General features: G+C 46.9%; 19 protein-coding genes. 7 read left to right on the top strand and 12 right to left on the bottom strand.

What is annotated here, in order from left to right:
- Positions 1-174: 174 nt before the first annotated feature.
- From ACFW2W_RS00445 to ACFW2W_RS00430, 4 genes are all read right to left on the bottom strand, one after another.
- Positions 175-717: a hypothetical protein gene (locus tag ACFW2W_RS00445; RefSeq protein ID WP_378171877.1), complete on the bottom strand. Its 543-nt coding sequence runs from the start codon at positions 715-717 to the stop codon at positions 175-177.
- 198 nt (positions 718-915) lie between these two features.
- Positions 916-1506, bottom strand: coding sequence for a retron system putative HNH endonuclease (locus tag ACFW2W_RS00440; protein ID WP_378171876.1), 591 nt, complete (start codon positions 1504-1506; stop codon positions 916-918).
- A complete protein-coding gene (locus ACFW2W_RS00435) occupies positions 1503-2780 on the bottom strand; it encodes an AAA family ATPase (RefSeq protein ID WP_378171874.1) in 1278 nt (425 codons plus the stop codon). The genes ACFW2W_RS00440 and ACFW2W_RS00435 overlap by 4 nt, the downstream gene beginning before the upstream one ends.
- Positions 2781-2788: 8 nt before the next feature.
- On the bottom strand, positions 2789-3739 hold the full coding sequence (locus ACFW2W_RS00430; RefSeq protein ID WP_378171872.1) for a metallophosphoesterase family protein: 951 nt from the start codon (positions 3737-3739) through the stop codon (positions 2789-2791).
- A 144-nt stretch (positions 3740-3883) separates the two neighbouring features.
- On the opposite strand from ACFW2W_RS00430, the gene ACFW2W_RS00425 reads away from it, so the two are divergent.
- The gene (locus tag ACFW2W_RS00425; protein WP_378171870.1) at positions 3884-4906 is read left to right on the top strand and encodes a hypothetical protein; all 1023 of its coding nucleotides are present in this window, start codon (positions 3884-3886) and stop codon (positions 4904-4906) included.
- A gap of 90 nt (positions 4907-4996) precedes the next feature.
- Here ACFW2W_RS00425 and ACFW2W_RS00420 read toward each other — a convergent pair whose 3' ends face one another.
- A complete protein-coding gene (locus tag ACFW2W_RS00420; protein WP_378171868.1) occupies positions 4997-5152 on the bottom strand; it encodes a hypothetical protein in 156 nt (51 codons plus the stop codon).
- Between the two features lie 213 nt (positions 5153-5365).
- Positions 5366-6067, bottom strand: coding sequence for an N-acetylmannosamine-6-phosphate 2-epimerase (locus tag ACFW2W_RS00415; protein WP_378171866.1), 702 nt, complete (start codon positions 6065-6067; stop codon positions 5366-5368).
- 123 nt (positions 6068-6190) lie between these two features.
- Here ACFW2W_RS00415 and cobN point away from each other — a divergent pair, with 123 nt between their 5' ends.
- Positions 6191-10363, top strand: a complete 4173-nt coding sequence (gene cobN / locus ACFW2W_RS00410) for a cobaltochelatase subunit CobN (RefSeq protein ID WP_378171864.1) — start codon at positions 6191-6193, stop codon at positions 10361-10363.
- A 98-nt stretch (positions 10364-10461) separates the two neighbouring features.
- Positions 10462-11196: a Uma2 family endonuclease gene (locus ACFW2W_RS00405; protein ID WP_378171863.1), complete on the top strand. Its 735-nt coding sequence runs from the start codon at positions 10462-10464 to the stop codon at positions 11194-11196.
- 44 nt (positions 11197-11240) lie between these two features.
- On the opposite strand, the gene ACFW2W_RS00400 is transcribed toward ACFW2W_RS00405, so the two are convergent.
- The 4 genes from ACFW2W_RS00400 to ACFW2W_RS00385 form a co-directional block, all read right to left on the bottom strand.
- Positions 11241-11558, bottom strand: coding sequence for an EAL domain-containing protein (locus ACFW2W_RS00400; protein ID WP_378171861.1), 318 nt, complete (start codon positions 11556-11558; stop codon positions 11241-11243).
- A 62-nt stretch (positions 11559-11620) separates the two neighbouring features.
- Positions 11621-13423 (bottom strand): ATP-binding protein, encoded by a 1803-nt coding sequence (locus ACFW2W_RS00395; RefSeq protein WP_378171859.1) that lies wholly within the window; start codon positions 13421-13423, stop codon positions 11621-11623.
- An 11-nt stretch (positions 13424-13434) separates the two neighbouring features.
- A complete protein-coding gene (locus tag ACFW2W_RS00390) occupies positions 13435-14331 on the bottom strand; it encodes a phosphate/phosphite/phosphonate ABC transporter substrate-binding protein (protein WP_378171858.1) in 897 nt (298 codons plus the stop codon).
- A 593-nt stretch (positions 14332-14924) separates the two neighbouring features.
- Complete coding sequence (locus tag ACFW2W_RS00385; protein WP_378171856.1) at positions 14925-17621, bottom strand: PAS domain S-box protein; 2697 nt, start codon at positions 17619-17621, stop codon at positions 14925-14927.
- Between the two features lie 794 nt (positions 17622-18415).
- On the opposite strand from ACFW2W_RS00385, the gene ACFW2W_RS00380 reads away from it, so the two are divergent.
- Positions 18416-18916, top strand: a complete 501-nt coding sequence (locus ACFW2W_RS00380) for a DUF4149 domain-containing protein (protein ID WP_378171855.1) — start codon at positions 18416-18418, stop codon at positions 18914-18916.
- 95 nt (positions 18917-19011) lie between these two features.
- Here the strand turns inward: ACFW2W_RS00380 and ACFW2W_RS00375 are convergent, their stop codons facing one another.
- Positions 19012-20004: a DnaJ C-terminal domain-containing protein gene (locus ACFW2W_RS00375; protein WP_378171853.1), complete on the bottom strand. Its 993-nt coding sequence runs from the start codon at positions 20002-20004 to the stop codon at positions 19012-19014.
- A gap of 135 nt (positions 20005-20139) precedes the next feature.
- A complete protein-coding gene (gene dnaK, locus ACFW2W_RS00370; protein WP_378171851.1) occupies positions 20140-22287 on the bottom strand; it encodes a molecular chaperone DnaK in 2148 nt (715 codons plus the stop codon).
- A 105-nt stretch (positions 22288-22392) separates the two neighbouring features.
- On the opposite strand from dnaK, the gene ACFW2W_RS00365 reads away from it, so the two are divergent.
- The 3 genes from ACFW2W_RS00365 to ACFW2W_RS00355 all read left to right on the top strand — a co-directional run bounded on the left by ACFW2W_RS00365 (position 22393) and on the right by ACFW2W_RS00355 (position 26573).
- Positions 22393-23817 (top strand): hypothetical protein, encoded by a 1425-nt coding sequence (locus ACFW2W_RS00365; protein ID WP_378171849.1) that lies wholly within the window; start codon positions 22393-22395, stop codon positions 23815-23817.
- 670 nt (positions 23818-24487) lie between these two features.
- Positions 24488-25690, top strand: a complete 1203-nt coding sequence (locus tag ACFW2W_RS00360; RefSeq protein ID WP_378171942.1) for a GNAT family N-acetyltransferase — start codon at positions 24488-24490, stop codon at positions 25688-25690.
- 280 nt (positions 25691-25970) lie between these two features.
- Positions 25971-26573 carry a Uma2 family endonuclease gene (locus ACFW2W_RS00355; RefSeq protein ID WP_378171847.1) on the top strand — a complete coding sequence of 201 codons (603 nt, stop codon included), beginning with the start codon at positions 25971-25973 and terminating at the stop codon, positions 26571-26573.
- Positions 26574-26794: the final 221 nt, after the last annotated feature.

Raw genomic sequence — 26794 nt, 5'->3', positions numbered from 1 at the left:
ATTCATGAACTCTTCTCTCTTTCCTTCGTGTCCTAAACGAAGAGAGCGCAGCCTACGCCAACGCGCCTAAAGCGAAGAGAGCGCATCCCTCTCGCGCATCCGCGCCGCTACGCGAACGCGAACGTTAGTTTGTAACAAAAGAAGATTTCACAACTCATCTAAGACTGCTATACCTCAAATCTTATCCGTTGTTTTAGAAATCATCAGGGTGGCAATGTAGGCTGATTTTCGAGTTTGTGAACCACTAATGGGAGCTGGCTGAAGGTCTACAAACTTAATATTATAGTTGCCAGCAAAGTTTTGAACTGCTAATGCTGGACTTCCACCACCACTAATTAAAACAAAATCCCCTATATTTTGACTATCTTTCCAAATATTTACCACAATTTTTGCTCGTCCCGCCCAAATACACTGGACATTAATAGGACAGCGTGAATTTTCTGTAACTTCAGTAAATCTTACCCAAATATTTTCAGCGCGTAAGATAGCTGTCTCGTTCAAACCTATGTTAAACTCGCTATTTAATTGAGTAATAATTAACTTGTCGCCTTGTTGAGCGAGTGATTGGGAAGGCGGCGAGGTAATCTGAGCAGATTGGACAGGTTTACTGGGTGGTTGAGTGTCTTTTTGTGCTAAGGATAGTGATTGAATACTGAAACCAATTGCACAAGCCAAGACAAGAAGTAATAATCTAATTTGGAGATTCTGCAATTTCATAATTTTTGTTGTTTTTTATATTTTTTAATAGAATGAAATATTTTGTCTTGTTGGGAGATTAAAAAGTTAAGGGTTCGCAGTGAAATAGGCTAATGCTGTAGATGCGATCGCGTACTTCCTCCTATCCATTAATCTAGCTCAATATTAAGGATAGTACGCCTTAAGGATATACGCGATCGCAGCACAAAACTCTTCGTATTACCCGTTGGCATCAGGTTGCTCGAAGCCTTGGAGCAGCTTTTGTTTCTCCTCATCTGTGAGCGAGTCAATGTCTTCTAAGATGACCTCAATCGCTGCACGACGCATTGCATTCAGCTTAGGAATATCGAGTCCAAGCTGATCAATTGTTGTCTGGGCAGCAGATTTTTTCTCTGGAGCCTCTGTTGCTATAATCTGTCCATCATCGGTATACCTGAAAAACTCAGCACAGTTCGCATCCAGAGGCGAAACTATCAGATGCTCGTCGTACCAATCATCTTTCTTGCTCCCACAGTGCAGGGGTTCTTTACGTTCTCTTTCTCGTTGGCATGAAGCCAATAGATTCGTGTACTCTAGTGCTAAGTTTGGATAAGTTTTCCTGGGCTTTAGATGCTCGACATGGCTGGTGTCTCTGGTAATTCTCCTCCCGCAGTAGCAACAGATATAACCCTGTTCCCGCAGCAAAGCATCATGCACCATTGGTTTCTGTGGTGTACTGAGGTTATCCCAAGCGGGTATCCAATCCTCGTTCCTCTGCTCTTTCCATTCCGAGAAGCCTGTCGGTTCCTCACCCTTTTGGATGTATCTCACCGACTCAAAATCTCCTTGCGTCGGATGGACACACTCGCCTTGACTAACTCAGGCTCCGACTCTCCGATTTCATCAACGATTTGTTGGCGCAATTGCCTAGCACCGTCAAGATCCCCCTTGTCGATGAGTCGAAATAACTCTAAAAGATGATCCTTAATTTCCTGCGGACGTGCTGGAGTATCCATGAGGTCTTCTAGAATACGATTGCTGTCTCTCCCATAAGAACTTTCTGGACGTTTGGCAACAACACCTTCAGTGGTCACTGAGCCTTGCCGAAGTGATGTTGCCTCTAGAATATAGATTCCATTAGGTTTAACTTCGCTAATTACCTGTGGTGAATGGGTTGTAACGATGAACTGACAATTAGGAAATGTTCTTGTTAGTGCTGGAATAATTTTGCGTTGCCATTTCGGGTGAAGGTGTAGTTCAATTTCGTCAATCAGAACAACGCCCTCCCCTTGGAGTGGATTTTCTAAAGATGGGTTTGCGATCGCTAACCGTATTGCCAAATCTCCCACCATTGCCAATAAGCATTTCTCGCCATCTGATAGTTGATTGACAGTGAGTTCCTGACCTTGTTTTGTTACAGTCATTCGCAAAGGCGATCTTCTCACCCGCAATTTTGAGAAGTCTGGTGCTACAGAAGCGATCGCAAGTCTCACTGCTTCCAACTGGCGATCGCGATAATCAGGGTTATCCCGCCGTTCTTCGTTCTCCACATCTTCCAAAGCCCTAAACCATTGGAAGAAGTTGCTGAAGTTGATTTGCTTCAGAGTTATTGCTTGCTCATAAGCATCTATTGGCTTAAAGTATGCTTCTGGAAAAATCTCCAGAGGAGTCTCAATAACAGTACGATCGACTCCGTAGTACACTGCTAAAGGTATGTTGGCATTACTGTTAGTTTCCAATTGCTGGCGTATGTTATCAACAAGCGCTGGTAACTGACTCAGCTCGCTGCTTGCTTTTTTACTGCTTCCTGTGCGGACTGAGGTGAGAGACCATGTTACTTGCTGCCAATCAAGTTGAATTGTAATCTCCTTGTGTGTCTCTTGGTGTGTATTTGTAATGTCTTGGTCACTGAAAAGACGTTCAGTGCTTGAGGGGAATCGAATACTTGCTACAAAACCATACAAAAGAATGGCAAGACAATCGAGAATACTTGATTTTCCCACTCCGTTGATACCGATGAGTACGTTTGGCTCATCTGTTTGGAAATCTAGCGTCATGTCGCTGATTCCCCGAAATGAAGTCATTTTCAAGCGCTTGACTTTCATAGTTTGAATCAGGCTGATTGTAGAGGAATGATGCCTTGGTCGAAAATGCGGTTATCGGTGCCGATACCGCTAATGATTATTCTGTCTGGATACACATTAAATGCGGCAAAACTCAGCTGACTAGCAGAATGTGCCGTCCATTCTGAACTATCCACCGGGCGGAGTCCTGCACCTGCTCCACAGATGAGATAGGTAGTACCATTGATGGACTGAGTGCGCTCATAATGGTGGTCGTGACCGTTGATGTAAAGTTGCACTCCGTACTTTTTAAATAGCGGCGTCAAGGTTTGTATAAAGGGTTGATTGACCCCATATGCACCCGATGAATAAATCTGGTGATGACCAAACACAACTTTCCAAGGCGCATCGCTACTGCTGAGTTCTTTTTCTAACCATTTTAGTTGCGATTTCCAGTCAGCATTATCATTAGTATCTAAAGCAAAAAATTGTACGGGGTTGCGGCGAAATGTGTAGTAGCGTCGTCCCTGCATATTAAAGCCTGGATAGCGCACTTGGGGGTCACCATTATCGGTGCGGATGTCGTGGTTGCCTAGACAAGCTTGAAATTTTACTCCGCGCTGCAATAAAACTTGATACGGACGCTCAAAAACATCAACAATTTTCTCGATTTCACCGTTGTTATAAATATTGTCACCAGCAAGAATTGCCAAATCGAAGGGTTTTAGCGCGTGGTAACGAGCCATTGCCGCCGCCACAGCATACTGGCTTGTCGAGCCGGTGCCGGTATCAGCTACGGAGACAAAGCGCAGGAGAGGGGATTGTGATGAACTAACGGTTGTCGATTTGGAGCCTAAGTTGGAGGGAGAGGGTTTTAAAGCCTCTGCTGAGTTGATATCCTGACTCTGAGCGATTTGGCTGCGGAATTTTCTGACCAAAAAAGCTAAGCCGAAGCCACTGAGGCTACTTAAAATTAGAAAGTCACGGCGTTTAAGGGGCATGGATTACTTGATTAAGAGTTACGTAAGTTGGGCGCAAGTCGATTAAAGCAGAATAGCAAAGTGGTAGATTAGGGCTGTGAAGGCAGCATTCGGTAAAAATTTACCGTAATTGCACCTATTTGCACTGCCCTCAGGGGAAATTCGATGTCAGAAGATCAACCGAAACAGCCAAAAGCAGCCAAACCAGCATCCCAAACGCCGACGCCCACGGGGGCAAAAAGCCAATCGGGAAAAGCCCTCCAGCAAATTTGGGCTAGATTCCAACCCGTTCTGAAAGTGCAAAGCCTTAAAACTCTGCGTGGCACAATTCAGGTGCTGGAAGGGGTTGTCGAAAAACTGGAGGCAGAACCTACCGTACAGTTACCCTCAAGGACTCCTTCTCCTCCGGAAAAGGTGGTATTTCAACCTACTGAGGGGGTGACAACGCAGACAAAAGAAGTGACGACAGAAGCACCAGCACTGGCTACAGAGACGCCAGCCCTAGAGACAGCTGCGGACACGCCAACACCTGAGACACCGCCTGCTGAGGTGGTGCCTGTGCCAGCGACGCCGAGTCCTCTAGAGAGGTTCCGTCAGAGTTGGATGCGCTTTGTGATGTTGTGGAATGCGACGCTGGCGAGAATCCGCTCAATTCTGCCAGAAACAATCAATCAAAAGCTGTCTGATACGGCTTTGTCGGGAGCGATCGCAGGCGTTCTTCTCGTAGTACTCTGGACAACAGCCGCCCTGATACCTGGGAAGTCTCCTACTGACGTGGCGATTCCGACTTCACAAATCACCACTCCACCAGAATTAAAAGCGCCTGAAGCACCGGAACTCGTGGAAACTGCCACGCCGCCTCCCCCAGTGCTAACTCCAGAGCAAAACCTGATTGCGTCTATCCAAAATCGAGTCGCTGAAATTACCAGCCAATATGAAAATGGGCTGATTCAGTCGATTGAAGCTAACTTTCCAGGCAGCTTGCTAATCGTGAAGCTAGGAGATGCTTGGTACAATCTCCCTGTCTCCAAGCAGGACAAATTAGCTGCTGAAATGCTGCAACGTGCTAGAGAACTCGACTTCAGCAAGCTACAACTAGCCGATTCTCAAGGCAACCTGCTAGCGCGTAGCCCAGTCGTGGGAAACACGATAGTGATTGTGAAGCGGCGTCTACTAGCGGCGAGTTAGTTGTTGCGTCGGTGCCGCCAAATCCAGATAAAATACTTTTTTTGGTCATACCTTCGAGGCATCGAGGGTATTTTTGTTTTTTGTGCTTAACTACCGATTTCCCGCACGCACCGATTGCGCCGGATTTTTAAAGTCCAAACTTTGGGTTGGCAGCATCCAGGTAATCAGCAATCCCTGAAACGCACCCACTGCAACCAACGCCCATAAAAATCCTGTTTTCCTGATGACTCGTGGTAAAGCGTGCATAATAATTACCTTAGGTAGCGCCCTAGCACATTTACAATTTTTTAGACCACCAAGATAACTAGAGCGATCTTTTAGTGCCTCTACCTAAAGTAGTATATCCCAGTAACTACCTACGTGCTTAGACTAAATCTATAAACCAACTTCTGTTTCCGGGATAGTACTGATAATTAAGTAGTTAAAGTTGTAATTTTTACAATATTTTTTAGCTAAAACTTATGAATTATCGCTATTTTGGAAAGCAGCACGGTACATTTTGACGTTGTAATCTATACCTGTAATCGCGGTACCAACGACAACAGCATAAGCTCCCAGTTCCAAAGCGTGTTTAGCCTGCTGCGGTGAGGCAATGCCACCTTCACAAATCGCTGGAACGCCTATCTGCTCTACTATTTGGGCGAGAAGATCGAAGCCAGGAGGGACAAAATTTTTCGTTTGGGCAGTGTAACCATAGAGCGTAGTCCCTACAATATCAGCACCAGCGGCAGCAGCAGCGATCGCACTCTCTATCGTATCCACATCAGCCATCACCGGCTTGCCTAATTCATCGTGAATCCGGGTAATGAGTGTTTCTACCGTTTCCGCGCCTGGGCGATCGCGTAAAGTAGCATCAATAGCGATAATGTCCGCACCGGCTTGAGCGATCGCTTCCGCGTGTTCAAACTGCGGCGTAATATATACTTCGTACCCCGGTATCTGTTGTTTCCACAGCCCGATAATCGGGGAAGCTACCCGTTCCCGTACTGCCTGCACATGAGCAGGTGTATCAATTCTGACACCGACAGCTCCATTCAGGATAGCTGCTTGCGCGATCGCGGCAATCACCGACGGCTCATGTAGAGGCGAGTCAGTCGGAGCCTGACAAGATACAATCAGACCTTGACTCAGAGCGTTCAATCGTTGTGAATTTTGGTTCATGGTTCATCGTCAAATGCCATGAACATTGAACAACGAACTATGAGCTTTGAGCAATCAACTTTCAGCTAAGTGTGAGAAATTCATACCTTGGCAAGAGCCAATCTAAAATCTAAAATCGCTATTATGCATCGTCTAGCCGCTACTCCTGGGGGATGGAATCCTGACGCTGAAGGTGTCATTTTTATCGAGCAAACCCCTGCTCCCATCGTCCTTCTCACCGCAGCTGACACCGATATTCAAACTCTCGCCGCCGCCATATCCAAATTGCCAGAGGGATTTCCAGCGCTACGAGTCGTCAATCTCTTGCAGTTGCAGCAACAGCTCAGTATTGATACTTACGCTGAGGAAGTGCTAGAGCAGGCGCAGGTAATTATTCTACGGCTACTGGGAGGACGTTCCTACTGGTCTTACGGGTTAGAAGTGGTACGCGAGACAGTGCAACGAACTGGTGCAGCATTGATTGTCTTGCCAGGAGACGATCGCCCCGATCCTGATTTAATCAGTCATTCTACCGTTTCTCTATCAGTAGTTAACCAGTTGTGGCGCTACCTCATCGAAGGCGGAGGGGAAAATTTCGCCAATGCCCTAAAATTTATTGCAGATGTTTGTCTAGAAGGTAGCTACAATCCCCCAGCACCGCAAGAAGTTCCTCGCGTGGGGCTTTATCAATGGGAAATGGAGAATGAGGAAGGAAATACTGATTTTCTATTTCCAATTAAGAAAAACCTAACCCCCCAGCCCCCTTCCCTACGAGGGCAGGGGGAGAATGACTCCCCTTTCCGGCAAGGAGAGGGGTTGGGGGAGAGGTTAGCTAAGAAAAACCTAACCCCCCAGCCCCCTTCCCTACGAGGGCAGGGGGAGAATGACTCTCCTTTCCTTGCCACAGAGGGGTTGGGGGAGAGGTTAGAGGCGAAAGTTGGTATTTTGTTCTATCGCGCCCATTATTTAGCTGGAAATACGGCTGTAATTGATGCTCTTTGCCAAGCTTTAGCTGCACGCAAATTAGAACCTGTCCCTGTTTTTGTCTCTTCCCTGCGAGATCCGGATGTGCAAGCAGAAGTGTTGCAACTACTCCAACCCAAAGATGCAGAACCCATACAAGTTTTGCTCAGTACCACCAGCTTTGCGATTAGCTCATTACCAATCGCTAATGGTCAATTAGCGATTAGCAATGAGCCATTAGCACTCAGCACTTTAGATGTACCAGTGTTGCAGGTAATCCTCAGCGGTGGCACGGTGGAACAGTGGGAATCTGGGTTTCAGGGGCTATCGCCACGCGATATGGCGATGAATGTAGCGCTGCCAGAAGTGGATGGGCGGATTATTAGCCGTGCGGTTTCGTTTAAGGCGGTGCAAACTCGGAATCCTCAGTTGGAAACGGATGTGGTGATTTATGAGCCGGTACGCGATCGCATTGAGTTCGTCGCTGACTTAGCCTCTAATTGGGTAAAACTACGCCAAACTCCACCATCAAAGAGGCGAATTGCCCTGATTTTGGCTAATTATCCCAACCGAGATGGGCGTCTTGCCAATGGTGTTGGGTTGGATACGCCAGCAAGTTGTGTGGAAATACTCAAGGCGTTGCAGTTGGCTGGGTATCAGGTTGAAAATATTCCGGCAACTGGAGATGAATTGATTGGGCTTTTAACGGCTGGGGTGACGAACGATCCGGAGGGGCAATTGCGCCCAGTACGGCAATTTGTCTGTGAGGAAGAATATCAGCAGTATTTTGCGACGTTGCAAGTGGGAGTGCAGAAGGGAATAGGCGATCGCTGGAGTTCGGTTTTGGAGATGAACCGCCAAGACGCGATAGCGAAGCGGGGCGAAGCCCACGACACCAAGGAAGAGAGGGAAGAAGAGAGATTTTTTGCTGTTCCTGGTATTTTTCTGGGTAATGTTTTTGTGGGGATTCAACCAGCGCGGGGTTACGATATTGACCCTAGTTTGAATTATCACGCCCCGGATTTGGAACCGCCTCATCGTTATCTAGCTTTCTACTATTGGGTGCGACAACATTTTGAAGCTGATGCAATCGTTCATGTGGGGAAACATGGGAATTTGGAATGGTTGCCGGGTAAAAGTGTTGCCCTCTCTGAAAATTGTTATCCAGAGGTGGCGTTAGGGGCGTTGCCTCATCTTTATCCTTTTATTGTTAATGACCCTGGTGAAGGTTCGCAAGCCAAGCGTCGCGCCCAAGCGGTAATTATTGACCATTTAACGCCGCCGATGACTCGCGCTGAACTTTATGGTTCTTTGCAACAATTGGAAGGTTTAATTGATGAGTATTATGAAGCTCAGAGTTTAGATCCGTCGCGCCTGCCAGTAATAAGCGATCGCATCACTCAATTAATATTGCAAGAAAACTTACAGCAAGATTTAGGGTGGCAAGAGCAAGCAGACTCTTTAACTCAAAACTCAAAAGTAAGCATTCAAAACTCTCTTCTCTCCCATGCTGATGGGTATCTGTGCGAATTGAAAGAAGCTCAAATTCGAGATGGGTTGCACATTTTTGGGCAATGTCCGCAGGGGCGACAACTCAGGGATTTGATAGTGGCGATCGCTCGTCATCCCGGTACTCATCGTATCGGCTTAACTCGCGCTCTAGCCCAAGATTGGGGTTTAGATTTCGACCCCTTGACAGCCGATCCCGCTTTCCCCCTCCCTGTCGGCGGTGAGGGTTGGCGTGGGGTGACATCCTGCCGCACTGTCGGAGATGCAGTTGAGGCATTAGAACAACAAGCAGCTAACTTGGTGGAATATTTACTCATCGCCCCCCCCCCTGTCATTCCTTCTTGCCCCCTCCCCGTTAACGGGGAGGGCTGGGGTGGGGTAGACGTAGGCGATCTTACGCAAAGAGAAATGGAGTGGATACGCAACTCCCTCCTTCCTTCCCTGCAACAAACCACCCAAGAAATCGCCAATCTATTGCGAGGCTTAGATGGGCGCTTTGTCCCCAGCGGTGCCTCTGGCGCACCGACACGGGGACGCCCGGATGTTCTGCCTACGGGTCGCAATTTTTACTCAGTTGATATTCGGGCTATTCCCACAGAAACGGCTTGGCTGGTCGGACGCAAAGCAGCAGAAGCCTTAATTGAACGATATACGCAAGAAAATGGCGAGTATCCTAAAACACTAGGACTATCCGTATGGGGAACTTCCACCATGCGGACTGGCGGCGATGATTTGGCAGAAGCGCTGGCATTGTTGGGAGTGCAACCCGTGTGGGATAGTCCCTCGCGGCGGGTGGTAGATTTTGAAATTTTGCCAATATCTGTCTTAAATCGTCCCCGCGTCGATGTCACGCTGAGAATCTCTGGCTTTTTCCGCGATGCTTTTCCTAACTTAATCGATCTATTCGATCAAGCGGTGACAGCTGTAGCGGCGCTGGATGAACCGCCAGAACAAAACCCTTTAGCAGCGCAAGTTAAACAAGAAACCGAGTTATGGCAAGCATCTGGGTTAAATCAGGAACAGGCAGAAATGCGATCGCGCTATCGCATCTTTGGTTCTAAACCCGGTGCCTACGGTGCTGGATTGCAAGGCTTAATCGAAGCCCAAAACTGGACAGATGACCAAGATTTAGCCCGTGCCTACATCAACTGGAGTAGTTACGCCTACACTAGCACCGTAGATCCCCCCAATCCCCCCTTAAAAAGGGAGGCGCACGAAGACATTTCTTCTCCTCCCCTTAGCAAAGGAGGTTTAGGGGGAATCTCCGCCCCAGAAGCCTTTGAGCAGCGTCTACGCCAGATGCAAATCGTGTTGCACAATCAAGATAACCGAGAACACGACTTACTAGATTCAGATGATTACTATCAATTTCAAGGCGGTTTAACAGCAGCCGTAAGGGCGTTGAGTGGCAAAAATCCTCAAACTTATTTTGGGGATAATTCCCTTCCTGAAAACCCCAAAGTGCGGCAACTGCGCGAAGAAATTGCGCGAGTATATCGTTCCCGTGTCGTAAATCCAAAATGGATTGCCGGAGTCATGCGTCACGGTTACAAAGGTGCATTTGAAATGGCAGCAACCGTAGATTATCTCTTCGCCTACGATGCCACAGCAAATTGTGTGGAAGATTTCATGTATCAAGGAGTTGCAGAGGCGTACTTATTCGACCAATCTGTGCAAGATTTCATCCAGCAGAAGAATCCTTGGGCATTGCGAGATATGGCAGAACGGTTGCTAGAAGCCAATCAGCGGGGATTGTGGCAAAACGTCGATCGAGAAATGGTGGATAAGTTGAGAAACTTAGTTCACCAAGCCGAAGCCGTTATCGAATCTACAACACCAATTTAATAAAAAAAGCTGACGCTAAAGCCCCCCAATTGAGCGGGGGGTTGGGGAATCGTCTTTGAGTAATTAAACTTGAAATAATACAAGCGCGGGGATTGGCAATGTCAGAACCGATGACCTTAGCAGAATTAGCCGACGGGATAACAATTCCTCCCACACAAGATGAACTGCCCTACGATGATGGTGAGACGATGGAAAGCCAGCGCCATGTTTTGCAAATGCAGCTGCTGATCAACACTTTATTGCTGTTGTGGGCAGAGCGCCAGGATGTTTTCGTTGGTGGCAATATGTTTGTGTACTACAGCCTGGAACAAGTACGCAACAAAGACTTTAATGGGCCAGATGTATTTGTGGTGCTAGATGTACCGAGGCGAGAACGCAAGAGTTGGGTGATTTGGGAAGAAGGCAAAGGGCCAGATTTGGTAATTGAATTATTATCAGACAGCACCGCCCAGCAGGATAAAAATGAGAAGAAGCAAGTTTATCAAAATCGCTTGCGAGTCCCGAATTATTTCTGGTTCGACCCTTTTAGCGGTGAGTGGGCGGGTTTTGCCTTGCAAGATGGTATCTATGTAGAAATTCAACCCGATGCCCAAAATCGACTTATTAGCCAGCAGCTAGGATTAGCATTGGTACGCCGGGAGGGAATTTACCAGGGAATAACTGCCCGTTGGTTACGCTGGGAAACCCTAGAAGGTGACTTGTTGCCAACACCTGAAGAATTGGCACAACAGGAACGACAACGAGCAGATGAAGCTCAGCGGCAGGCAGTAGAGTTAGAGGCAAAACTAGCTCGTTATCGGGAACGGTTTGGAGAACTACCTGACTTGGAATGATTTGGTGACAAAAAGGCGATCGCTCTCCTACTCATCCAAAGCTATCATCGAATCGGCTCCTTCTCTGAAAGTCTCAAGCTACAGGAACATTTAGAAACGGATACACAACTAGAATGCTTGGCTATCTTTGAGAAAGATTTTTCGAGTATTTTGGTAATATCCTCAGCCGCTTGGGGTCGCCAGCAAAAGTAATCTTGCATCTGTTCGCATTGGAGATTTTGCAATAAATCTTTTTGCGCTTCTGTTTCCACGCCTTCCGCAACCAGTCTCAAATTGAGTACCTTTCCTAACGCTGCGATCGCTGTACTAATGGCTGCATTATTGGAGTCTTTTGTCAATTCTCGAACGAAGGATTTGTCCAATTTTTAGCAATAACTTCGTTAAGCTTCGCTAACGCATCCCTTAAACTATAAGAGGACAACCCTTAAGAAATTGCCATAGGTTTTGACCGATTTGACCTCTCTCGCTCAGTTGCAGTAGAGCCTCTCTGGCTTTGACGCATCGGGATTTCAATCCAAAACTCTGCTCCCTGTCCCGTTTCGGAAATGCACCGAAGCATTCCTGAATGCTTCTCTACTACAATTTGATAGCTAATTGATAGTCCCAGTCCCGTTCCTTGACCAACTGGCTTGGTAGTAAAAAATGGATCGAATAGCCGTTTTCTTACCTCTTGGGTCATGCCTAGTCCATTATCAGAAATTCGCACAGCGACACGGTCGGGGTGCAAAACTTGAGTGCTAATCCTAATCCTAGGGGATTGTTCGTGGTTCATGGTTGATTGTTCATTGCCATGAACGATGAAACATGAACCATGAACTGCTTCCAGAGCATCAATAGCATTGCTGATAATATTCATAAATACCTGATTCATCTGACCCGCATAACACTCAACTAAAGGCAAATTCCCGTATTCTTTAACCACCTCAATGGCGGGATGCTCCGGCTTAGCTTTCAATCGATTTTGCAAGATTAAAAGAGTGCTATCTATCCCCTCGTGAATATCAACTGCCTTCATGTCTGCCTCGTCGAGGCGAGAGAAATTCCGCAAAGAAAGGACAATTTGACGGATACGCTCAGTGCCAATTTTCATCGAAGATAGGATTTTATCTAAATCTGCAATAATAAAATCAATCTCAACAGTTTCGGTCTGTTCTTTGATCTCGGTAATTGGGTTAGGATAGTGTTTTTGGTAAAGCTGCACCAGTCTCAGCAAATTTTGCGTGTATTCGCTCACATAAACAAGGTTGCCGTGGATAAAGTTAACTGGGTTATTAATTTCATGAGCCACACCAGCAACCATTTGACCAAGGCTAGACATCTTTTCGGTTTGAATAAGCTGGGCTTGGGTTTGTTGCAAGTTTTGCAAAGCTTGCTGAAGTTCGGTTTCTGCCTGCTTGCGTTCGGAAATTTCAATTTCTAAGTTTTGGTTTAACGCAATCAGTTCAGCAGTCCGATCAATTACTTTTTGCTCTAAAAAATGGTAAGATTCTGCAAGTTTCTCTGCCATTTGGTTAAACTCGCAAGAAAGTTTTTCGATTTCATCTCCTGTCTGAATATTTAGGCGATAATCTAAATTGCCTGTACCAATTTTTGTGGCTCCCAATTGGAGTTTTTTTATAGATAAAATGACTGGGATTAATATTAAGTTCATTTGAACGCTAAAAATTAGAAGAATCAGACCTGTAGTGGCATATCCAATGATGTGGGTAGTCTGTTTGAATTTATTTGATTCTTGGCTTGCTAGGGTATACTGCTGCTGAACGCTACTAACCAGAGAATCTAAAGAGAAATCAATATCTTCTTTAAAAGAATTGATCGTTCTGAAATCCTGCTGAGTCTCTTTAAGGGTAGAAGGTGTATCGCGCAGCTCTGTGGCTAAGCGGACAAGAAAACTGTGGCGACGGCGAACAACTGTCAGTTCTGAATTTTCCGACATCAGACTTTCTAAGTCATCCAAGTTAATGATAAAATCAGACATCGCCTTGTGATATTTTGCCATGTCTGAGGGGTCGCGGTTGAGGATGAGATAGTTCCTCAGTGCGGCGATCTGATCTCTTAAAGAAACTTTTAGATTCAAGACTATACGGTCAGCTTGAGCGGCTCTTTCTCGGCTGGTTTCGGTAGATTTTTCCACTTGGTTGAGCCAGTATTCGCTCCCAACTGTGAGAGATAAAATTAGTCCTACTACGGCAATAGAAGAACCAATAAACTTAGTTAATATTTTCATTACATTCGGCTTTATTTCAACTTAAGACGCTCTTGGAGCTTTCTAATCGGTGTATAGTCTCGATCTTCTACCAGAGTATATCCAGCCGACTGAGAACCGCTAGGGTCTAGCAGTCCTTCTGGAGAATTGACAAATGCCTTCTTGAGGTCGATTATCAGGTGGGATGGAAGCTTACTAGAGACGACAATGGGCGAAAGAGGAATTGGGTCAGATTCCCAGATAATTTTGTATTTTGAAGGATCGATATTTCCCTCTTTTTGTTGCTGGAGATACGACCGTTTATCATCTGCGATCGCATCCACGTTTCCAGCTAATAAAGCTGCTTTTGCCTTGTCGTGGCTACCCGCATACTTGACTGTAGCAAAGTCGCGTTCGGGGTTAATACCAATGTCTTGAAAGTGAGCTAAAGGCACTAAATAACCCGAAGTCGAGGATTTACTCACAAAGGCAAATCGCTTACCTTTTAAATCTTTAAGAGTTTTGATACCACTGGCATTATTAACAACGATCGCGCTTGTGTACCAAGGTCGTCCAGTTGTTCTTTCAATCGGCGCAACAATTGGCTGAACTTGAGGATCTCGAAGATGTGCCTTCACATACGACAGGGGTCCCAGAAAAGCCATTTCCACCTTCCCTGTCACCAGTAAATCTATAGATGTGTCGTAGTCTTTTGTAATCTGGAATTTAACAGGTTTTCCTAATGTCTTGCTTAGATAGTCAGCTAGTGGCTGAAGTTGCTTTTCCTGTTCTGCTGAAACTTGCCACGGAATCACCGCCATATTTAGGGTTGTTAGTTCGTCCCCTGTATTGCTACTATCACTCGCTGGCTGAGGATCGGTGCTTGGTGAGGTGGCTCTGGTGTTTTCGCTTGGCTGAGTACAGGCTACACAACTGTACGTAACTGTCAAGGCTAGGATGAAGCAAGTCACTGCTCGTCTGTAGGAACGATTCCGTGTCCAAGATAGATGTTGTTGCATTTTGTTTAAGGTTATGTTTACCTTTTAAATTTTTGCTGCGTCTAGAGAATAATGCCACTTTCCAAAATCATGAAAACAAAACTTTTTGAAATATAATCTTTTCGCATCCTAAATTAAGTGGTACTATGAAAGATCAGGATTTAAATTTTTAGTTCGCTGATTTAGATTCATGCTTTCACTCAATCCTCATTCTTAAGAGGATTGTAGAAAATAAACACTGTGTTTTTACGGGTTTTTAAGCTTTTCTTTCTCAAACCCAAAAACCAGTTTTAAGCGATCGCTCATCTATCCACCCACAGCCGCTCCTAAAGCGGAGAATTAATGGGAAAATAACTTCAAAGCCCTGCTTTCCAAGGATTACAGCACTAACCAGGATTGCCTTGAAAATCCCTTCCGTCGTTTGTAATCGGGGCTAGCTGACTGACAAATCTTTCCGTGTAGGGAATGGTTGAGGTGCAGGAAACCCAACAGCAGCCAGTGTTCCGCCCTAGTTACTCAGTCCTGAGTCCTCAGCCCTGTTTTGGTCAATTGCCTTGCTTTAGACTTTGTTTCACCGGAATCTCCACAACGAACTCGGTTCCCTCTCCCGGTGCCGACACGCAACCTATCGACCCTCCATGTTTTTCTGTGACAATCTGATAGCTGATTGCCAATCCTAGCCCGGTGCCCTGACCGATTGGCTTGGTGGTGAAAAACGGGTCAAAAAGTCGTGCCTTGATGTTCTCACCGATGCCAGGACCGTTATCTGCAATTCGCACAACAATTTTGTTCGCGTTCAAAACTTCAGTGCAAATCTGGATTGTCGGTAATGGGGAATTGGGAATGGGGAATTGGCTATCAGAACTTTTTCCCCCAGAACCCATTAGCTTTTGACTTTTAGAGATTACCCCTTCCAGAGCATCTATGGCATTGCTCAAGATATTCATAAACACCTGATTGAGTTGTCCGGCATAACACTCTACTTCTGGGAGCGTGCCATATTTCCTAATTACTGTAATCCCTGGAGAATCTGGTTTAGCTTTCAGCCGATTCTGCAAGATTAACAGCGTGCTATCAATACCCTCGTGGATATCAACCGGCTTCATTTCTGCTTCATCCAGGCGGGAGAAGGTTCGCAGAGAGAGGACAATCTGGCGGATGCGGTCAGCGCCTAGCTTCATCGAAGCGACCATTCTAGGAAGGTCTTCGAGGACAAACTCAATGTCTAAAGCCTCAACTTCCTCTTGAATCTCTGGCGCAGGATTGGGATAGTATCGCTGGTAGACTTTCATTAGATTGAGCAGGTCTTGCGTATACTGCTCGGTGTGGATGAGATTGCCGTAGATAAAGTTAACGGGGTTATTAATTTCATGCGCCACCCCGGCGACCAGTTGACCCAAACTGGACATTTTTTCAGTCTGAATTAATTGGGATTGGGTCTTTTTGAGTTCGTGCAAAGTTTGCTGCAACTGTTGGGCTTTTTCTCGTTCCTTCGCTTCCGACTGGCGCAAGGCATCAAGAGCTTGCTTGCGATCGCTAATATCATTGTTAATTTCTAGTCTGGCGGACACCTGACCAAATTCATCTAATTGCAGCGTCCATCGGCTCGCTACGGTGATTTGAGTGCCATCACGCTTGGTGTGGATCAATTCGCCCTCCCAATTCCCTTCACGCAGGCATATCTCTAGAACTTCCTCTCTTGGTAGGGGAAAGGCAGTTTGCAAGAAGGTGTGGATGTACTGACCTAGTGTTTCTGCTTTTGTCCAACCATATAGCCGTTCAGCGCCCTGATTCCAATAGCTAATATTGTCATTCAAATCCCGAATGATAATCGCGTCACTGGCTAAGTCAAGCATCTCCATGTTCTGCCGCAAGGCTTTCTCCGCCTGCTTGCGTTCGGTGACATCTTCAATCGTACTGAGGATACCAATGACTTTCCCCATCGCATCATGAATGGGAACTTTGTTAATATCCACCCATAATTCTTCATCGTTTGGCTGAATCAATCGTTCGATGCGATGCAGTTCCGGGGTATCCGTTGCCATCACGCGACGGTCGTCTTTGCGGTATTTTTCTGCAATTTCTTGCGACCACAAATCATGGTCTGTCTTGCCGATAATGTTCTCTGGATTGCTAATTCCGGTGATTTGACAAGAAATCTTATTACAGCCTAAGTAGACGGAGTTTCTATCCTTCCAGAAGATATATTGGGGAATATTATCTAAAATCAGTTGCAGCAGTTCTGCGCCCTTGCGAATTTCCTCAGCGGCTTTGCGCTCGGTGATATCATTGCCAAATTGAATTACATCAACCAATCTGTCTTGCTCGTCAAACCGCTTCAGAACATTCCAATTGATAATCCGTTTTTCTCGATTCTGGATGGTCAAAACTGTTTCATAGTCGCTCACGCCTCCCTGCTTCAGCGCGGATAATAACTGCTCGACGCCGCTGTACTCGTCGTCAGCATAAAAGATTTCCCACCAGTTGCGTCTAATTAATTCTTCGGCGCGGTAGCCAGTCACCCGCTCAACAGCAGGATTGACAAATGTAATCGCCCCATCAAGCTTTAGCCCGACAACCAATGCTGGTGTAGTCTGAATAATAAATGATGTATAGTCGCGTTCTTTGTGAAGTTCATTCTCTGTCCGATAGCGATCGCTCATCTCCCCATAAATAAGCCTGTAAACCCACAAAACAATCATAAAATTTAGGAATACACCGCTTAAAAATGTAATCAGAGAGTCACGAGCCTGGTTTTTCGCTTGTTTGTACCGCTCCTTCAACAACTGCTTTTGATCATTTTCCAAGTCATTGACGAGCTGGCGGATATTATCCATCACCGCCTTGCCTTCATTCGTCTTCACCAACTGCTGTGCGGCTTCAAATCCTTGGTTTTCTCGTAATTCGATTGACTGCTTCAATTCAGCAAATTTACTTGCAATCAAAGACTCCAAGGTATCGATTTTCTGCTGTTGATTGAGGTTATTTTCAGTCAATCGCTTGAGAAACTCAACTTGTTGATTAATCGCTAGTGTTGCCCTGTAGTAGGGTTGTAGATAAGTCTTGTCTCCGGTGATCAGGTAGCCACGCTGTCCAGTTTCAGCGTCCTTGATTCGGGAAAACACATCATCAAGCTGATTAATGATCGTAAAGGTGTCGTCTACTGAGTTATTTGCTTGCACAAGTTGGGCGATACTCCGGTACGAAATCCCACCAATGGTAATCAGTAGGACGGTTGCCACTCCTAGCCCTCCTGCAACCTTGTAGAAGAATTTCCGATGCAAGTGCTTTGCTGAGCTGCCCTCAGTGGCTGCGTACACTAGATCAGCTTCATTTTTAGGCAAGATAGCTTTCATTATGGTGTGTTTCGATTGACTGAGGTTTAGGGTGAACGATAACAAGTAGCAACTTCCAGACTTAGAAAGCGAAGTTTGATTGTATTTCTCGCATCAGTGAAGAAAAGCCTGTAGTGTTCTCCAGATGAGCATCTTAGTTGGGCAAGGGCATCCACAAAAGACTCTGTAAATCTGATTCCATCCTTGTCTTAAAGGTATATTTACCTAATAAAGTTCATCCTTTAGACAGATGTTTTTTATTAATTTTATTTGCAAACACAAGTTGACCGATATCGGAAGAACGAGGCAAATGTTAAGCCTGTTTGCGATCTTGAGTCCAAAAAACTTTTAGAGCAGCGTCATCAAACTCTGTTGCGGCGCAATTTCAACTTAAAAAACGTCTAGACGGAAATCTTGGTTTCAGGGTTTCACACATCTTAAACGGGTCTGGAGCGCGATCGCCTTCTTTGGAGGCGGTGATGATTCAGCGACTCGCACCCGTTTTCGCTCGCAAGCGATCGCGCTTTACCAAGCCGATAGTGCATCCTGACTTTGCCACTGAGGAATTTACTGAAATTCTGAGAATTTAACTAAATGTAAATTTATAACATCAAAACTGCGAAAAATTGAAAAAATACTTCATATCATTTCTAAAAACAATTCGATAAGCTGAAAGAAGACAGAAAGTTGAGGACAATTATATGACCGCTTTTTCTAGCGCTGGATTAAAGCAACCAGCATGGCAAACAACCGTCACCTTGACGTTAGCTTTCTGGCTTAGCGGCAGTCTGCTTTTGGACTGGGTAATTATGCCCAGTTTGTTTGCAACAGGGATGATGACTCAACCTGGATTTGCAACAGCTGGCTATTCAATTTTCTGGATTTTTAATCGGATTGAATTATTATGTGCAGCCTTAGTGTTAACGGGGCTGTTGGTTCTTCACCGCACTCATACTACTTCCAAGCTGGGAGGGCAGAGAGTAATTTTCTTATCCCTGTTCCTGCTGACAATTGCCATTATTGATACATATTTCTTAACCCCACAAATGAGCGCGATGGGGCTACAGCTCAATCTTTTTGAACCCGCTGTTGGTATTCCTGCCGGGATGAATCAAATGCACGAGGGCTACTGGACATTAGAAGCGTTGAAGTTGATTGCTAGCGGTACGTTGTTGGGTTTGTGCTATCGCGATCGCGCTTAAACAGCAGTATTTCAATTGCAGCCCAGAATCCGTCAGACTTCAGTCTGCGGCTATACAAGAAATTAGCCCTGCTAGCGCGGGCTAATTTTTTAGCGTTATGGCAAATCGAGACGGGGCTTAAAAGTTTCGATTTGCCGCAGCTTTTCGTAGAGTTCCCGTTCTTGGGAAGTCACCGTTTTGGGAACCACAACCTGAATTTCGACTAACTGATCGCCGCGATCGCCTCTACCTGTCGGGTAGCCTTTCCCAGCAAGGCGCAGGCGCTTCCCGTGTCCGACACCGCTAGGAAGCGTCATTTTCACCAAACCATCCAAGGTAGGCACTTCCACGGCTCCCCCCAACACTGCCTCGCTGGGAGTGACTGGCAATTGGCAGAAAATATCCGAAGCTTCTACTTTAAAGAAGGGGTGGGGCGATACAGTAATTTTGAGGTATAAGTCGCCACCTTCAATGCCCTGACCCTTCAGCCGGATGCGTTGCTCGTTGACCATTCCGGGTGGCATATCCACTTCCAGCGATCGCCCATCTTCCAGACGAATCCGCTCTCGTCCTCCCTGATAAGCTTTTTCCAGGGGCATCGTCAGTCTGGCTTCGACATCGCGGCGACTAGGGCGCGAACTCACTGTGTAGGATGTTTTTGTGTTGCCAGGGCGGAAGGGATCGGATGAGGCAACCCTGGCGCTGGGACTGGGTGCCTCGGTGGCTACACGGGTTTCCCGACGCCCTAGCAGAGTATCGACAAAGCTGTTAAAGTCCGGGTAATCGTCGTATTTTAATTCCTGTGTGTCGTTGCGACCGTTGTTAGAGCGAGTCCCCCAGGCTTTACTCCCCTTCGTCCCTTTTGCGCCCTTAAACCCGCTCCGGTTCCAGAAACGGCTGAACTGATCGTATTGCGATCGCTTCCCAGGATCGGAAAGAACTTCGTAAGCCTCACCGATATCCTTGAACTTTTCTTCTGCTGTGTTGTCGCCAGGATTCAGATCGGGGTGATACTGCCGAGCTAGCCGCCGATAAACTTTCTTAATTTCGTCGCCGGAGGCATCTCTGGCAACGCCCAGCATCTGGTAGTAGTCCCGAAAATTTTGCATAGTTAATTAACGATTAGCTTTTAGCGATTAGCTGTTACCGATTAGCTGATTGAGCGCTAGATATTCACAGTTTTAGCAGACAAATACTCTACTATCCGTGCCAGACCGCTTCAATTGCTAACAGCTATAGCTAATTTACAGCCAATCATCATCATCATCCCAATCATCCTCAGGTTGAACGGTTCTCGAAGTCCGGCGGGGAGCCGTGTCGCTATCCCGACTATACCGCTGACCGCCTGTAGAGCCGCTATTGCGACGGTCATCGTCATAGCGATCGCGCGAACGGCTACCCTCAGACCGCTCTTGATAGCGGCTACCCTCAGACCGCTCTTGATAGCGGCTACCCTCAGACCGCTCTTGATAGCGGCTACCCTCAGACCGATCTTGTGTCGAATTGCCAAACAAGGAATCGCCTTCGCCAGAAAACGTGCGACGGATCGATCCGAAAAAGTCGTCCTCGTCCTCCATTGATTCCAGCCGCACCTCTCGGTTTAGCTCGTAGAGAGCATCCTGAAGATCGCCTTGTGCCCGATCCACAGCCCGATCGTCGTCGCGGGCAATACTCTGGCGCATTTCCTGCACCAGGTTCTCAATGCGACGCCGCTGACCGGCAGCAAACTGCATTCCATAAGACAGCGCCACCTCTTTGAGTTGCCGTTCCGCACTGAAAGCAAGTGCTTCGGCGCGGTTGCGCTTTTCCACCCGTTCGCGCCGTTCCCGATCCGTTGAGGCATATTGCTCGGCATCCTGAATCATCCGGTTAACTTCCGCCTCGCTTAAAGTGGAAGCCCCTTGAACCGTGATACTCTGCTCTCGCCCCGTCGTCCGGTCTAAGGCTGTCACCTGTAAAATGCCGTTGGCATCAATATCAAAAGATACCTGAACTTGGGGCACTCCTCGCGGTGCTGGGGGAATGCCGGTGAGCTTAAACCGCCCTAGCGACTTGTTATCAGCCGCCATTTCCCGTTCCCCTTGGAGTACGTGAATTTCTACTAAAGTTTGGTTATTTTCAGCGGTGGAGAAGATATCCGATCGCCGCACGGGTATTGTCGTATTGCGGGGGATGAGTTTCTTCATCACGCCGCCAATTGTTTCCAGTCCTAGGGACAAAGGCGTGACATCCAACAACAGCACGTCTTTGACCTCACCGGCGAGGATTCCCGCTTGAATTGCGGCACCCACTGCCACCACTTCATCTGGGTTAACGTTCTCGTTCGGTTCCTTGTCAATTAAGCTGCGAACCAGCTGTTTCACCAAGGGGATGCGAGTAGAACCGCCCACTAACACCACTTCGTCAATCTTGGAGGGATTGAGACCAGAATCAACTAAAGCGCGTTTGACGGGTGCCTTCAATCGGCTCACCAAATCCCCACACAATCCTTCAAATTGCGCCCTCGTCAGCCTGGTTTCTAAGTGTACGGGGCCTTCTTCCGTGGCACTGAGAAAAGGTAAGTTAATATCCGTCACCGTGACGCCAGATAGCTCAATTTTGGCTTTTTCGGCGGCTTCCGTGAGGCGTTGTAAGGCTTGGCGATCGCGTCTGAGATCCACCCCTTCTTTTTCCAGAAACTGCTCTGCCAGCCAATCCACAATTTTTCGGTCAAAATCGTTACCGCCCAATTGCGTGTCGCCACTGGTGGCTTTCACTTCAAACACTCCATCCCCCACTTCCAGGATGGAAACATCAAATGTACCGCCGCCCAAGTCAAACACCAGAATCGTCTGAGTATCCTGGCGATCTAAACCATAAGCCAAAGATGCAGCCGTTGGCTCGTTGAGAATCCGCAATACCTCCAACCCGGCAATCCGCCCAGCATCTCGCGTCGCTTGCCGTTGGGAATCATTGAAATAAGCTGGAACTGTAATCACCGCCCCCGTCACCGGCACTCCCAGATAACGACTCGCCTCATCTGCCAACTTTTGCAGCACCATTGCCGAGATTTCTTCTGGAGCAAATTCCCGCTTCAGTCTGGGGCACTTGACTTTAATATTGCCCTCGTCATCTTTGCGAATCGTGTAGGGAACTTGCTTCGAGGTGGGGCTGAGTTCGGCATACTTGCGTCCGATGAACCGTTTTACCGCATAAAACGTATTTTGTGGGTTCAGAACGGCTTGCCGCCGTGCCATTTGTCCAACTAGGCGTTCCCCGTCTTTGCTGAAGCCTACCACGGAGGGAGTAGTCCTCATGCCTTCCGCATTGGCAATGACAACGGGCTTGCCGCCTTCCATGACAGCTACGACTGAGTTGGTTGTTCCGAGGTCAATGCCGACTACCTTGCCCATGCGATTCGTGTTCTCCTTACCTAACTTAATATACTGAGAACAATTTGCTGGATTTATTCTATCTTGCTGTCAGGAATGCACAATCTCAGGCAAGAGAGAAACTCAATGATATATCGACTCTTTATTATTTTTGCGGCGAATCATCGCTTCTTGTACCGCTTTGCTGCCTCAGTGGCAGGATGCTTGCTATCGATTGGCTGTTCGGCAACGCTAGCACCCCAAACCACCCATACGAGCCTGCTTGTTCAGCCCTTAGCTGCCACAACAGCAGCTGCCAAGAGTAATTCCTTGTCGGAGGCAATTAACCAAGCTAACAGCGCTGCTACCCAGGCTCAAGTGGCTAAATCGGCGGCGGACTGGGATGAAGTTGCCCAAACATGGATGAGCGCGATCGCATCCCTGCAAGCCGTGCCACCCGATAGTCCCCAACGAGTCTATGCTCAGAAGAAAATTATCGAGTATATGGCTTTTTTGGAGGTAGCCCAAAAAAGAGCTGCTGCAACCAGCTTTCAGTTAAAATATCCCACCTTTAACAACCAGTTGCTTGATAATCAGCTAGTTCTTTATCTGTCCTACGTAGCTGCCGTTGGCCCACCAGATATCTTAATTGTAGGCAGTTCCCGCTCTTTGCAGGGAGTCGATCCCAGACAGATGCAGCAAGCCTTAGCTGGTAAAGGCTTTGGGGGATTGAAAATCTTTAACTTCGGGGTGAATGGCGCGACTGCCCAAGTGATTGATTTGTTGCTCCGGAAAATCTTAACCGAAGATCAATTGCCGAAACTTATTGTGTGGGCGGATGGAGTGCGAGCCTTTAACAGCGGGCGCGTGGATCGGACTTATAACCTGATTTTGGCTTCTCCGGGCTACAAGCGCTTATCAAGGGGCGATCGCCTCTTCAGCGGCATTGCACCCTCTAATCGTCCGGATGCACTAGAAACAGCAACCCCACCTCCCAACCCCGACTGGGTTGCCGATACCAACCTAGGCGAAACTCCCAAGGACGAAAGCCAATTTAATGGCACCCTTTTGAATCCTCAGCCGTCCAGGGAGACAATAATGGCTCAAAATACTGTAGGAGACTTGACTCCCGACTACTCGGCAGCGGCAATCGACGCCAATGGATTTCTCCCCATAAATATCCGATTTAATCCTGCCATTTACTATCGACAAAAGCCGCGAGTTGCAGGCGCTTATGACAGTGATTACAGTGCCTTACAACTTGGAGGTAAGCAGGAGGTGGCGTTAAATAATTTGATGCTCTTTGTTAAGCAGCGTCGGATTCCCGTATTTTTTGTCAACCTGCCTTTAAGTGGAGATTACTTAGATCGAACTCGCCTCAGAGCTGAGCAACAATTTAGACCTTATATGACCCGCCAATCTAGTGCTAAAGGATTCATTTTTCTCGACTTATCCAGACAGTGGACAAACCAAAATGGCTACTTTGCCGACCCCAGCCATCTGAATCGCTATGGCGCTGCTGTCATCGCTCGCCAAATCGCTGCCGATACTAGAATTCCCTGGCCTCGCTAGACAAAATATTGTCTGCCCTATCGAATGCTGGAGCTAAACAAACAAAGCCTGAAAGACGGGCGATTACTATCTATTTATTTTGTCTTTGTTGTAATTGGTAAGATTGCGCCCTTGGCGATTGAACTTGTTCTCTCTCTAATCCCCTAAAACTCCTCCTTCTCATCCAAATCTAAATAAGTATTAGGATTAAACTCCTGTTGTATCGTCACTTCATGCTCATAAAAAGCTTGAGAATTTGGAGGATAACAGAGAATAAATCTGGTCTGTTTAATCAGGACTCGCCGCACATCACCACATCTGAGAGCAACCACAGGGGGATTGAACCCGAAAAAACGCTATATATATAAACTTTGCGTAAGTCCTGACGATGTAAAAACAGCCGTTGATGGTTTGGTTGGAGGTAGTACTGTCAACTACCCAAGTCACGGAGGAGCCGAATGGGAGGTGAAAGTCTCACGTCCGGTTTTGTAGGCGAGGCTTTGTAGGTGACTCCCTGACCTTAGCCAGCAGAGGATTTTAGCAACGCCCTAATTTTCAAAATAATTTAGAAGTTTTTGCCCTAGCGATCGCCTTCTGTTTGATGAGATCGGGAAAGTTCCATTACCCTAGAAGAGGCTTTCCCATCCAGTCCGAAAGGTCGCTAGCGATCGCTCTACCCCCGATTCCTGAAATGGTGGAACAACTTAAACCCCGCTATTCTGTTGCTTGGATTAGTAAAATCGCTGAAGTGCCCCAAGCCGAGTGGGACGCCCTGGCTCTGCCGTTGAAAATGCCTTTCCTAGAATGGGATTGGCTCAACAATATGGAAACTTCAGACAGCGTCGGCGCTAAGGCGGGTTGGCTACCCACTCACCTGACTGTATGGCGAGACAGGCACCTCATTGCGGCTGCACCGCTCTATCTGAAAGGGCATAGTTATGGTGAATTTGTATTTGACCATCAGTGGGCAGATTTGGCTCAACGCTTAGGGGTGCAATACTATCCAAAATTGCTGGGAATGTCTCCGATGACGCCAGCGGAAGGCTATCGCTTCTTAATTGCACCCGGTGAAGATGAGGATGAGCTAACTGAGCTAATGGTGGAGGCGATTGACCATTTTTGCCAAAAGAACCGGATTAGCGGCTGTCATTTTCTCTATGTAGACCCCCAATGGCGACCGATTCTGGAACGGCACGGTTTTACGCCGTGGCTGCACCATAGTTTCATTTGGCAAAACACGGGCTTTAATACTTTTGATGATTACCTGGGCGCGTTTAACGCCAATCAGCGCCGCAACATCAAACGGGAACGCAAAGCGGTAGAGAAAGCTGGTTTGCAAATCAGAACCCTCACGGGTGATGAGATTCCTCAGCCGCTGTTTTCGTTAATGTATGACTTTTACGCCGATACGTGCGACAAGTTTGGCTGGTGGGGAAGTAAGTATTTAACTCGGCGATTTTTTGAACAGCTGCATCCCCAGTATCGTCATCGAGTGTTATTTGTTGCAGCCTACGACGAGCAGGATGACCGGCAGCCTATTGGAATGTCTTTTTGCCTCACCAAGGGCGATCAACTGTATGGGCGCTACTGGGGAAGCTACCAGGACATTGACTGTCTGCATTTTAATGCCTGCTACTACACGCCGATTGAGTGGGCGATCGCACATGGCATCCAAAGCTTCGACCCCGGTGCTGGTGGGCGTCATAAAAAACGTCGCGGTTTCCCAGCAACTTCCAACTACAGTATGCATCGATTCTATAATCCGCGTTTGGGTCAAGTTCTGCGGACTCACATCCATCAAATCAATGAAATGGAGCAACTGGAAATTGATGCGATTAACCAAGAGTTACCATTTGCTCAGCGCGATACCCAGAAGCCAATAATTTTTGAGTGAACTGACATCTTGCATTTAATATTAAACACGCGAAATACCCATGTAACATTAAGGATTCCCGTCTGGGTGTTACTCTGAAAATATAGCAATCCTAAATCATTTGTGAAACTTAGGCTTCTCTCTTCTCTTCTCTTGGCGCTATGCAGTGTCTTTGCGGTTCGTTAAAAAATTCTTCTCTCACAACTCAAATAGGATTACTGTAGCAGGTCTTCCGACTATTTCAAGCTTCTGTAGTGTGCGGGTTGAACCGCAACAATTATGTCAGTTTGAGGACTGAACGATGACACAAGTCAACTTACCCCAAGCCATTGCCGTCAATATCCCACCTACACTAACACTTACAGTCACCCACGAGCAGTTCGTTCAGTTGGCGATCGCTAACCGAGACTTACAATTAGAACGCACTGCTACAGGAGAGTTGATTGTTATGCCACCAACAGGAGGCGAGACAGGGAACAGAAATCTGGATATGGAGGGACAACTCTGGTTGTGGAACCGTCAGACTAGACTCGGTAAGGCGTTCAACTCTTCAACTGGTTTTCATCTCCCCAATGGCGCATATCGCTCTCCGGATGCAGCTTGGGTACGTCAAGACAGATGGGATACCCTTACCCCAGAACAACGAAAAAGCTTTGTTCCTCTTTGTCCTGACTTCGTGGTGGAACTACGTTCTGAAAGTGACAACATGAAACCCCTGCGAACCAAGATGAGGGAATACATGGAAAACGGGGCTTCTTTAGGTTGGTTGATTGACCGGAAAAACAAGAAAGTTGAGATTTATCGGCAAGGTCGGGATGTGGAAGTGCTGAATAATCCTGTAACTTTGTCAGGGGAAAATATTTTACCTGGGTTTATCTTGGATTTAACTGAAGTATGGAGTTGATTAAGGAATTCAGTAGCCCAACCTTTTCTAACTCCTTCTTGAAGATAGTAACTTTTCAGCAAAAACAGCCTTATTTACTACACCATACTCACCCCAGGGCTATTTCATTCTAAAGATTGACTTCAAGTGGTTCAAGCTGAACCCACAACGACGCTGAGCTTGAGCCATGTTGTCAAAGCCTAAATCACGATACAGGTTGAGAGCTAGATTGCGGGCGACTG

This window comes from Coleofasciculus sp. H7-2 (assembly GCF_042747725.1).
Lineage (GTDB): Bacteria > Cyanobacteriota > Cyanobacteriia > Cyanobacteriales > FACHB-T130 > FACHB-T130.
Note: the sequence above shows the minus strand (reverse complement) of the source record. Positions and strands in the feature narration are given on the sequence as shown.